Source organism: Streptomyces sp. NPDC005070, assembly GCF_053600395.1.
The window spans coordinates 1-9,603 of the sequence record NZ_JBSFZS010000188.1 but is presented as its reverse complement, the minus strand read 5'-3'; the positions used below and the strand labels follow the sequence as shown (position 1 = coordinate 9,603).

Annotated in this window: 9 protein-coding genes and 2 pseudogenes; 6 read left to right on the top strand and 5 right to left on the bottom strand. The window is 72.8% G+C overall.

The window, feature by feature from the left end:
• The 3 genes and pseudogenes from ACWEBX_RS34755 to ACWEBX_RS34745 all read left to right on the top strand — a co-directional run.
• Positions 1-125, top strand: a pseudogene (locus tag ACWEBX_RS34755) (glycosyltransferase family 1 protein); the annotation flags it as partial.
• The gene (locus tag ACWEBX_RS34750; RefSeq protein ID WP_451888745.1) at positions 122-1,057 is read left to right on the top strand and encodes a class I SAM-dependent methyltransferase; all 936 of its coding nucleotides are present in this window, start codon (positions 122-124) and stop codon (positions 1,055-1,057) included. The pseudogene ACWEBX_RS34755 and the gene ACWEBX_RS34750, both read left to right, overlap by 4 nt.
• Positions 976-2,070, top strand: a pseudogene (locus ACWEBX_RS34745) (lysylphosphatidylglycerol synthase transmembrane domain-containing protein); the annotation flags it as partial. The gene ACWEBX_RS34750 and the pseudogene ACWEBX_RS34745, both read left to right, overlap by 82 nt.
• A 137-nt stretch (positions 2,071-2,207) precedes the next feature.
• Here ACWEBX_RS34745 and ACWEBX_RS34740 read toward each other — a convergent pair.
• Positions 2,208-2,969, bottom strand: coding sequence for a creatininase family protein (locus ACWEBX_RS34740; protein ID WP_451888744.1), 762 nt, complete (start codon positions 2,967-2,969; stop codon positions 2,208-2,210).
• Between the two features lie 38 nt (positions 2,970-3,007).
• On the opposite strand from ACWEBX_RS34740, the gene ribA reads away from it, so the two are divergent.
• Both ribA and ACWEBX_RS34730 read left to right on the top strand, forming a co-directional pair.
• A complete protein-coding gene (gene ribA / locus ACWEBX_RS34735) occupies positions 3,008-3,715 on the top strand; it encodes a GTP cyclohydrolase II (RefSeq protein ID WP_451888743.1) in 708 nt (235 codons plus the stop codon).
• Positions 3,712-4,977, top strand: coding sequence for an MFS transporter (locus tag ACWEBX_RS34730; RefSeq protein ID WP_451888742.1), 1,266 nt, complete (start codon positions 3,712-3,714; stop codon positions 4,975-4,977). Before ribA ends, ACWEBX_RS34730 begins: the two co-directional genes overlap by 4 nt.
• Here the strand turns inward: ACWEBX_RS34730 and ACWEBX_RS34725 are convergent, their stop codons facing one another.
• From ACWEBX_RS34725 to ACWEBX_RS34715, 3 genes are read right to left on the bottom strand one after another with little or no spacing between them, the layout of a single operon-like run.
• A complete protein-coding gene (locus ACWEBX_RS34725) occupies positions 4,978-6,204 on the bottom strand; it encodes a serine hydrolase domain-containing protein (protein WP_451888741.1) in 1,227 nt (408 codons plus the stop codon).
• 29 nt (positions 6,205-6,233) lie between these two features.
• A complete protein-coding gene (locus tag ACWEBX_RS34720) occupies positions 6,234-7,688 on the bottom strand; it encodes an MFS transporter (RefSeq protein WP_451888740.1) in 1,455 nt (484 codons plus the stop codon).
• Positions 7,685-8,266: a TetR/AcrR family transcriptional regulator gene (locus tag ACWEBX_RS34715; protein WP_451888739.1), complete on the bottom strand. Its 582-nt coding sequence runs from the start codon at positions 8,264-8,266 to the stop codon at positions 7,685-7,687. Before ACWEBX_RS34715 ends, ACWEBX_RS34720 begins: the two co-directional genes overlap by 4 nt.
• A gap of 73 nt (positions 8,267-8,339) precedes the next feature.
• On the opposite strand from ACWEBX_RS34715, the gene ACWEBX_RS34710 reads away from it, so the two are divergent.
• Entirely contained in the window at positions 8,340-8,777 is a 438-nt protein-coding gene (locus ACWEBX_RS34710) for a PPOX class F420-dependent oxidoreductase (protein WP_451888738.1), read from the top strand.
• On the opposite strand, the gene ACWEBX_RS34705 is transcribed toward ACWEBX_RS34710, so the two are convergent.
• Entirely contained in the window at positions 8,769-9,458 is a 690-nt protein-coding gene (locus ACWEBX_RS34705; protein ID WP_451888737.1) for a TetR family transcriptional regulator, read from the bottom strand. The two genes, ACWEBX_RS34710 and ACWEBX_RS34705, sit on opposite strands and share 9 nt — an antisense overlap.
• Between the last annotated feature and the right edge of the window lie 145 nt (positions 9,459-9,603).

Here is a 9,603-nt window from a genome sequence, read left to right as displayed (position 1 = left end):
TGCGCCGCCGGCTCAAGGCCGCCGCCCGCGGACGGCGCGCCGCGCTCGACGGCTGGGCGACCACCGCGCGCAGCCTGGCCGGAGTGCTCGGCCGGCTGCCCCAGGAACCCCGGAGGGCGGCATGAGCACCACGACGACGCCCGCGAGCGGGCCGGACTCCGGCATCCCCGAGCAGAAGGTGAGGACGGGCGTGCCCGGTCGGCGAGTCGGGGACCCGGACGCGGAAGAGGTGCGTTACGCGCCCCAGTGGCTCCAGCTGCGCGAGCCCGCCGACGCCGCCGCGCGGGCCGTCGACCTGCTCGACCCGCTGCGCATCCGGCTGGCCAACCGGCCGGTCACCCGCGGTGACCTGGCCATCCACGACCTCGGCTGCGGCACCGGCTCCATGGGCCGCTGGCTCGCGCCCCGGCTCGACGGCGCCCAGCACTGGATCCTGCACGACCGCGACCCGTACCTGCTGCACTTCGCCACGGTCGGGGCCCCCAAGGCGGCGGCCGACGGCAGCCACGTCGGCGTCACCACCCAGCGCGGTGACATCGGGCGGCTGACGGCGGACGCCCTGGCCGGCGCCTCCCTGGTGACCGCGTCGGCGCTGCTCGACGTGCTCACCGCCGAGGAGATCGACCGGCTCGCGGCCGCCTGCGCCGGAGCGGGCGTGCCCGCCCTGCTGACGCTGTCCGTGGCAGGCCGGGTCGAGCTCACCCCCGCCGACCCGCTGGACGCCGAGATCACCGAGGCGTTCAACGCCCACCAGCGGCGCGGCGACCTGCTCGGCCCGGACGCCGTCACCGCCGCCTGCGACGCGTTCGCCCGCTACGGCGCGACCGTACGGGTGCACCCGAGCCCCTGGCGGCTCGGCCCCGACGAGGCCGCCCTCACCGAGGAGTGGCTGCGCGGCTGGGTCGGCGCGGCGGTCGAGGAGCGCCCCGAGCTGGCCGAACGGGCGGAGGCCTATCTGCGGTCCCGGATCGCGGCGTGCGTCGCGGGCGAGGTGCGTGTGGTCGTCCACCACAGCGATGTGCTGGCGCTGCCCCACCCGGCCGGGGGTGCGGCGTGAGCGCGGGCCTGGAGACCCTGGGACCGGCCGCCGCCCCGGTGGCCGCGGCCCCGGAGCCCGACGGCCCGCACCCGAACATCCCCGCGGAGTCCGGCGCCTCGCGGGCGCCGGGCTCGACGGGCACCGAGCCGGGCCCCGTCCCGGCCGTCGGCTCCGGAAGCCCGGCGGCCGACGTGGCCTCCCCGGCCCGGCGGGTATGGGGCGGTGTGCGCGGGCACGTCGGCACCGCCGCCGGCGTCCTCATCCTCGGAGTGCTCCTGTGGCGGCTGGGTACCGGGGTATTCGTGGACGGGCTGCGGAAGATCGACGCGACCACCCTGACGGTGGCCGTCGCCATCGGGCTGCTCACCACGGTGTTCAGCGCCTGGCGGTGGTGCCTCGTCGCACGCGAGCTGCGCATCGAACTCCCGCTGGGCGCGGCCGTCGCGGACTACTACCGCGCGCTGTTCCTGAACGCCGCGCTGCCCGGCGGGGTCCTCGGCGACGTGCACCGGGCCGTGCGGCACGGGCAGAGCGCCGGTGACATGGGCCGGGGCGTGCGCTCGGTGGTGCTCGAACGCACCGCGGGCCAGGCCGTGCTGGTGGCCGTCGGCGCGGTGGTGCTGCTCACCCAGCCGTCACCCGTGCTGGCGCAGGCCCGCGAGACCGCGCTGGTCCTCGCGATCGTCGCGGTGTGCGGAGCGGTGGCCTTCGCCGTCGTCCGCGGGCGACGGACCACTTCCGGCACCGGACGACGCTACGGAGCCGTCCGCGGCGCGCTCACGGAGGCCCGGGGCGCCCTGCTGGCCCGGCGCAGTTGGCCCGGCGTGACGCTGTCGTCGATCCTGGTGCTCGCCGGCCATCTGGCGATGTTCGTGCTCGCCGCCCGGGCCGCCGGATCCACCGCGTCGGTCGCCGTGCTCACGCCGCTGGCCCTGCTGGCCCTGCTGGCCATGGGGCTGCCGCTGAACGTCGGCGGCTGGGGCCCCCGCGAGGGCGCCACCGCCTGGGCGTTCGGCGCCGCCGGGCTCGGCGCCGGCATGGGCCTGACCGTCGCGGTGATCTACGGCGTCCTCAGCCTCGCGGCGAGCCTGCCCGGCGCCGTGGTCCTGGTCGTCCGCTGGGGTGCCTCGCTCCGGCGCCCCCGCGAGGAGAGCGCGGGAGGGCCCGATCAGTGCAGCGTCTCGGACGTCACCAAGGAGAAATACGCTCCGAAGGCCTCGGTCAGCCCGGCGAGGAGTTCCTTCCCCTTCTCGGCGCCGGCCATCGAGGGACGGCCGATGACCCCGGACTCGGTGTAGCCCGCCATGCCGAGAGTGAGCAGATGCCGACGGTCGTCGGCCACGAAATCGGAGGTCTCATAACCGTCTTTGACGCATTCCGGATGGGCATGCAGGAGAATGGACGTCTCGATTTCTCCCGCGTGCATATCGGTGAGCAACGACGTCTGAACACCGGCCCGTTCACACGCGCCTTCCCAGTCCTCCATGGCGGGGAAAAGCGCCATGCGCGTACCGGTGCCCGCGGATTCCTGAACCACATTGCCCAGTACGTAATTGCCTCCGTGCCCGTTGACCACGACCAGCGTGTCGACACCCGAGCGCCGCAACGAAGCGGCGATGTCCCGGACGACGGCGTAGAGCGTGACGGAGGAAATGCTGACGGTGCCCGGCCAGGCCGCGTGCTCGTGCGAGCAGGAGATCGTCACCGGAGGAAGAAGATGCACCGGATAGGCGGCCGCGATCTCCCGCGCGATGGCGCACGCCACCAGTGTGTCGGTCGTCAGGGGCAGGTACGCGCCGTGCTGTTCGAGGCTGCCGACGGGAAGGACGGCGACCTGGCGGGCGACACCGGCCCCCCGCTCGCGGACATCCTCCGTGGTGTCCAGTGACAGCACTCCGGACTCCATCACGCGTGTTCCCGAACTACTCATCTTTCACGGCCCTTTCGACTCTGCTTAGGAACCAGATCATGACAGATAATTTTGGCGTACTCGGCGGGAATGCCCACCTCACAGGTGTCGAACGAGTCGTGATTGCCCCGCTCCCCACCGAGTACGGCTTTTTCCATGCCGTCGGCTACCTCGACCACGACCGCGGCGAGGAACAAGTCGTCCTCGTGCACGGCGACTTGGACACGCTCGGAAAGGGGGACGTCCTGACCCGGCTGCATTCCGAATGCCTGACGGGCGACTCCTTCGGATCCCAGCACTGCGAGTGCGGCCCCCAGCTCACCGCCTCGCTGCGCGCCATCGTGGCCGAGGGCCGCGGCATCCTCGTCTACCTGCGCGGCCACGAGGGCCGGGGCATCGGCCTGCTCGCCAAGCTCAAGGCGATGAAGCTCCAAGCGGAAGGGCTCGACACCGTCGAGGCGAACGTGGCCCTCGGGCTGCCGGTGGACGCCCGCGACTACCGGGTGGCGGCGGAGATGCTGCACGACCTCGGCGTACGGTCCGTGCGGCTGCTGTCGAACAACCCGCGCAAGCGCGAGTCGCTGCTGCGCCACGGCATCAAGGTGGCCGAGCAGGTGCCGCTCCTCATACCGCCGTGCGAGGACAACCTCACCTACCTGCTCACCAAGCGGGAACGCCTCGACCACTACCTGCCCCACCTGGACGGCGAGGAGTGGGCGAAGGCGATCTTCGCCGGATCGGCGAAGACGGTCGCCACCGAGGAATGACGGAAGCCGACGACCGGAGCGGTACGACGGAGACGCAGGCGGCGGCGCGGGTGCCGAGGGTCCGGACGGCACCCCTGCGCAGCGTCGGCTTCCGGCGGTTCGTACTGGCGAGCCTGATCTCGGCGACGGGATCGGCGATGGCGCCGCTCGCACTCGCCTACGCGGTGATCGGGCAGGGCGGCGGAGCCGGATCACTCGGCGTGGTGCTCGCGGTGAACACCGTCCCGACCGTCGCCTTCCTGCTGGTGGGCGGGGTGCTCGCGGACCGGATGTCCCGCAGCCGGATCCTGCTGGGCGGCAATCTGGCCGCGGCCGTGGCACAGGGGGCGCTCGCCGTCATCGTGCTGACCGGCGCCGCCTCGACGACGTCCATCGCCGCCTGCGGCTTCCTCTCGGGAGTCGCCGTGGCGTTCACCGTGCCCGCGGGCCAGGGCGTGGTGAACCAGTTGGTCGGGCACGAACATCTCCAGCAGGCCAACGCGCTGGTCAGGCTGCCGACCAACGCCGTACGGGTGCTCGGGCCCGTGGCCGGCGGGCTCGTCGTAGCCCTCTGCGGACCGGGATGGGCACTGGCCTGGGACGCGCTCTCGTTCCTGATCGCGGCCCTGCTGCTGTACGGACTGCGTCTGGAGGCGCCCGTCACCGCGGGCGGTGTCCTCGGCGATCTGCGGTCGGGCTGGTCCGGCTTCCGCTCCCGCACCTGGCTGTGGACGTACACGGTGGCCGGGATGGTCGTGGTCGCCGCCTGGCTGGCCGGATTCCAGATGCTCGGCCCGGTCCTCGCCGCGCGGCTGTACTCCGGAGCGGGCTCCTGGGGCCTGGTGCAGGGCGCGTTTGCGCTCGGGCTGCTGACCGGCGCGCTGGTGTGCCTGTGGTGGCGGCCGTACCGGCTGCTCGCCGTCGCCGTCAGCACCGCCTCCCTGCTCTTTCTGCCGTTGACGGCGATGGGGCTCGCGTTACCGCTGTCCGCCGTCCTGGTCGCCGCGCTCCTCGCCGGCATCGGCCTCGACGTCGCCATCGTCGCCTGGACCACCGCCTTCCAACTGCACGTTCCTGAAGACGAATTGGGAAGGGCGGCGGCGTTCAACAGTGTCGGGGAGCGCTGCGCGATCCCGCTCGGCTATCTGCTCGCCGCGCTGGCCGCGGGCGCCTGGTCGGACCGGCGGGTGCTGCTGGTCTGCGCGGGCGTGATCGTGGCCGCGACGGTGCTCAACCTGTGCGTGCGGGACGTGTACCGCGTCAACCGGACGACTCCGGGGTGATCAGGACCGTACCGCCTCGTGGACCAGCCGCTTGAGATCCGGGAACACCGAGTGCGAACCCCTCGGGCGCAGTTGGCTCAGGAACTGCACGGTCAGATCGCGGCGCGGGTCGACCCAGAAGGTCGTGGTGGCCACCCCGCTCCAGCCGAACGCGCCCTCGCTGGAAGGCGCCCGGGTGACCGCCGGGTCCACCACGACGGAGACGCCGAGGCCGAAACCGAGGCCGGCGTTGCCGGGTTCCTGGTGGACCGCGCTGCCGAAGGAGCGCCGGTCGGCGTTTCCGGGCAGGTGGTTGGCCGCCATCAGGTCCACGGTCCCGGGGCGCAGCAGACGGGTTCCGTCGAGTTCGCCGCGGCGCCGGAGCATCTCCATGAAGCGGTGGTAGTCGCGGGCCGTGGCGACCATACCCCCGCTGCCCGACAGGAACCGGGGCCGGCCGTGCAGCGGGAGACCGGCGATCGGGACGAGCTCTCCGTCGTCGTCCTCTCCGTACAACTCGGCCAGTCTGTCCGCCTGTTCGTCCGTGACCTGGAAGCCTGCGTCCGTCATCCCGAGCGGCCCGAGGACGCGCTGGTGCAGGAAGACGTCGAGGTCCTGGCCGGAGACCACCTCGATGACGCGGCCGAGGACATTGGTGGCCACCGAGTAGTTCCACCGGGTGCCGGGCTCGAACTGGAGCGGCAGCCGGGCGTACACCTCGCAGGTCTCGGCCAGATCGGCGCCCGGCGCCACGGACGACTCCACACCGGCGTCCCGGTAGAGCCCGTCGACGGGATGCCTGTGGTAGAAGCCGAAGGTCAGGCCCGCCGTGTGGGTCAGCAAGTGGCGGATCAGGACGGGCTGTTCGGCCGGCCGGGTCCTCGTGTCCGGCCCGGCCCCGCCGACGTACACCCGTGGTTCGGCGAAGGCGGGAAGGAAGTCGGCCACCCGGTCGTCGAGTCCGAGGCGGCCCTCTTCGAGCAGCATGAGCGCCGCGACCGAGGTGACCGGCTTGGTCATGGAGTAGATCCGCCACACCGTGTCGCTCTCCACCGGGAGCCCCGCCGCACGGTCGCGCCGGCCGTACGTGGTGAGGTGGGCGACCCGCCCGTGCCGGGAGACGGCGACCAGGAAGCCGGGGAGCCGGCCGTCGTCGACCAGGGCGGCGAAGTGCCGGTCGAGCCGGTCCAGTGCCCTGGGGTCGAGGCCGACGGATCCCGGCTCGACTTCCTGTCGCAGATCTCCCATGGTTCTCCTCCGGACTACGGCTCGTGTCCTCATCGTCCCAAACGGGCCGGTGACGCGTCGGCCGGGCGTCCCCCGGCGGTCCCCACGGTGTCCTTGTGCCCCGGAAGCCTCAGGGCCAGCAGCGTTCCCGTCGCGGAGATGCCCGCGAGCACGGTGAGCGGGGGACCGATGGCGGCGCCGGGCGTCAGCGACATCAGCGTGGCCGCCACCGCGATCCCCAGCGTGGGTCCGATGTTCATCGCCGTCTGCTGCAGGCCGCCCGCCACACCGGCCGACGCCGCGGGGGCGTGCCGTACGGCGACCGCCGTCGCGGTCACCATCACCGTCACGAAGCCGGCGCCCAGCAGCAGGAAGCCGCAGGAGACGGGCACGGCCGTCGACGCCGGGCCGAGCCGGGCCAGGAGCAGGACCCCGAGCGTGAGGACGAGCGTTCCGGCCACGGCGGTCCGCCGCGGGCCGAACCTGCGCATCAGGACGGCGGCGAGCGGAGCGCCGAGCACCATCGTCACACCGGCCGGCAGCGCCCGCAGGCCGGTCTCCTGCGGGTCGAGGCCCAGGGTGCGCTGGAGGAAGTAGCTGGCGACGAACAGGGTGCCGAGCATCGCGGCGGACACGGCCACCAGGATGCCGAGCGCCGCGCCGATGGTCGCCGAGCCGAGGATCCCGGACGGCACCAGGGGGCTCGCGGCCCGGCGCTGACGGCGGACGAACGCGGTGCCTGCGGCGGCCGTCACGGCCAGTCCGGCCGCGGTCAGCGCCGTCCAGCCGGTTCCGGGCACGGTGACCAGGGTGTGCACCAGGGCGACCAGGGCGACGGTGAGCAGACAGGCGCCCGGCACATCCAGGCCGTCGGCCGCCGCCGGACGACCGGTCCGGGGCCCGGGGGCGGCCGGGGACCGGACGGCGAGGGCCGCCACGCCCATCGCCAGCGCGGGCGGCACGTTCAGGAAGAAGACCGACCGCCATCCGAAGTGGCCGACCAGCGCGCCGCCCAGCAGCGGACCCGCGGCCGCGGCGATCCCGATGGCGCTCGCCCGCAGCGCGATGGGTGTCCCGAGCCGGTCGGGCGGGTACGCGGCACGCAGCATGCCGAGCGTGGCCGGCTGCAGCAGCGCGCCGAAGACACCCTGCGCGACCCGCAGCGCGATCACCCAGGCGATCCCGGGCGCGAGAGCGATGCCCGCCGACGCCGCCCCGAAGCCCAGGATGCCGAGCGCGAAGATCCGTTGATGCCCGTAGCGGTCCCCGAGGCGTCCCGCGAACACCAGCAGGCCCGCCACCGCGATGAGATACCCGGTGCTGGTCCACTGCACCTGGGCGAACGAGGCGCCCAGGTCGCCCTGGAGCGTGGGCTGCGCGACGGTGAGGACCGTGCCGTCGAGGGCGACGATCACGGCACCGACGACGCTGCTCGCGAGGGTGATCCGACGGCGGGCCGTCCTGGGTGCGGTCGGGCGCGCGGCCGGCTCGGCGGGGCCCGTCATCGTTCCTCCGGTCCGAGGTGCGCGTCGAGCGCCGCCGTCAGCAGCGGGGTGTGGTCACCGGCGTCCGTGGCGAGCTTCAGGCTTCCCCAGCCCCACAGTTGGGCGATGCCGTGCAGGTTCGCCCAGAGGGCGCCGGCGAGGATCCGCGCGTCGGCCTCGGGGCGCACCCGCCCGACGAGTTCCACCAGCGTCCCGAACAACGGCAGACTGGTCTCACGAAGCCCCAACCGGTTGCTCTCCAGCAAGTCGTGACGGAACATCAGCTCGTACATCCCACGGTGGGACAGCGCGAAGTCCAGGTACGCCGTCGCGAGGGCGGTGAGCCGGGCGCGGGGGTCGGTCCCCGTGCCGCCGACCGCCTGGGCCGCGCGGTGCTGGAGGTCGGTGAAGCCGCGGCCCGCGATGGCGGACAGCAGCTCCAGGTGGGTCGGGAACCAGCGGCGCGGAGCGCCGTGCGAGACCCCCGCCCGCCGGGCGATCTCCCGCAGGGTCAGCGCCTGCGCGCCCTCCGCCGTCACGAGTTCGACTCCGACGTCGATCAGCCGCGCCCGCAGTCCGGTGGTTTCCAGCTCGTCCATAGACACTGTCTACCAGTCATGAGTAGACAGTGTCTACGGGATGACGTGACGCGTCCGGAGCGTTGACGCGGATATGACCGATGAAGAGAACCAGGACGCACTGCTGAAGCTGCTCTCCGAGTACAAGGGCGGAGTGCTCGTCACCCTGAAGAAGGACGGCCGGCCCCAGCTCTCGAACGTCAGCCACATGTACTACCCCGATGAGGGCGTCGTCCGCGTGTCGCTCACCGACGACCGCGCCAAGACCCGGAATCTGCGCCGGGACCCACGGGCCTCCTACCACGTGACCAGCGCGGACCGGTGGGCTTACACGGTCGTCGAGGGCACGGCCGAGCTGACACCGGTCGCAGGGGATCCGCACGACGAGACCGTGGAGGAGCTCATCCGGGTCTACCGGGACGTCCTCGGCGAACACTCCGACTGGGACGACTACCGCGCGGCGATGGTCCGCGACCGCCGGCTGGTGCTCCGGCTCCACGTGGAGCGGGCGTACGGGATCCCGTCACGCTGAACCGTGGTGGCCTGCCGGCTCCACCGCGCGGTCCGCGGTCAGATAGGCGATGACCATGTCGCCGAGCATCGCGCGATAGTGCTCCCGCTGGTCCGGGGCGGTCAGGTCGCGGCCGAACAGGGCGCCGAACGTATGCCGGTTCGAGACGCGGAAGAAACAGAAGGCGCTGATCATCGCGTGCAGGTCCACGGCGTCGACGTCGGCGGTGAACAGCCCCGACTCCCTGCCGGTCGCCAGGATCCGGCCGATCACGTCGAGCGCGGGCGAGCCGATCCTGCCCAGCGCCGCGGAGTCCGTGATGTGTTCGGCCTCGTGGATGTTCTCGATGCTCACCAGGCGGATGAAGTCGGGGTGCGCCTCGTGATGGTCGAAGGTCAGCTCGGCGAGCCGGCGGATCGCCGCGACCGGGTCCAGGTGCTCGACGTCCAGCTCCTGTTCGGCCTGCCGGATCGCCGAGTAGGCGCGCTCCAGGACCGCCGTGAAGAGCTGCTCCTTGCCGCCGAAGTAGTAGTAGATCATCCGCTTGGTGGTGCTGGTGCGGGCGGCGATCTCGTCGACCCGGGCGCCCGCGAACCCGGCGCGGGAGAATTCCTGGGTCGCCACGTCGAGAATCTCGGCCCTGGTGCGGGCGGCGTCGCGGATGCGCCCGCCAGGTCGTGCCGGTTCTTCGACGCTGGTCATCGGGTTCCTTCGGGCGAGAGGGTCGGTGCCCGCGATTCTAGAAGCGGCGTGCCGCGGGCCCGGTCGACGGCGGCGACGCTCCGCATGCGTTCGAAGGCGTCGACGGCTGCCTCGGCGACAGCCGTGGAACCGTCCGCGGCGGCCG

Excerpts from the sequence above, each read along its gene's own strand:
- ACWEBX_RS34750 (WP_451888745.1), top strand. The coding sequence starts at position 122 with ATGAGCACCACGACGACGCCCGCGAGCGGGCCGGACTCCGGCATCCCC.
- ACWEBX_RS34740 (WP_451888744.1), bottom strand. The coding sequence starts at position 2,969 with ATGAGTAGTTCGGGAACACGCGTGATGGAGTCCGGAGTGCTGTCACTG.
- ribA (WP_451888743.1), top strand. The coding sequence starts at position 3,008 with ATGACAGATAATTTTGGCGTACTCGGCGGGAATGCCCACCTCACAGGT.
- ACWEBX_RS34730 (WP_451888742.1), top strand. The coding sequence starts at position 3,712 with ATGACGGAAGCCGACGACCGGAGCGGTACGACGGAGACGCAGGCGGCG.
- ACWEBX_RS34725 (WP_451888741.1), bottom strand. The coding sequence starts at position 6,204 with ATGGGAGATCTGCGACAGGAAGTCGAGCCGGGATCCGTCGGCCTCGAC.
- ACWEBX_RS34720 (WP_451888740.1), bottom strand. The coding sequence starts at position 7,688 with ATGACGGGCCCCGCCGAGCCGGCCGCGCGCCCGACCGCACCCAGGACG.
- ACWEBX_RS34715 (WP_451888739.1), bottom strand. The coding sequence starts at position 8,266 with ATGGACGAGCTGGAAACCACCGGACTGCGGGCGCGGCTGATCGACGTC.
- ACWEBX_RS34710 (WP_451888738.1), top strand. The coding sequence starts at position 8,340 with ATGACCGATGAAGAGAACCAGGACGCACTGCTGAAGCTGCTCTCCGAG.
- ACWEBX_RS34705 (WP_451888737.1), bottom strand. The coding sequence starts at position 9,458 with ATGACCAGCGTCGAAGAACCGGCACGACCTGGCGGGCGCATCCGCGAC.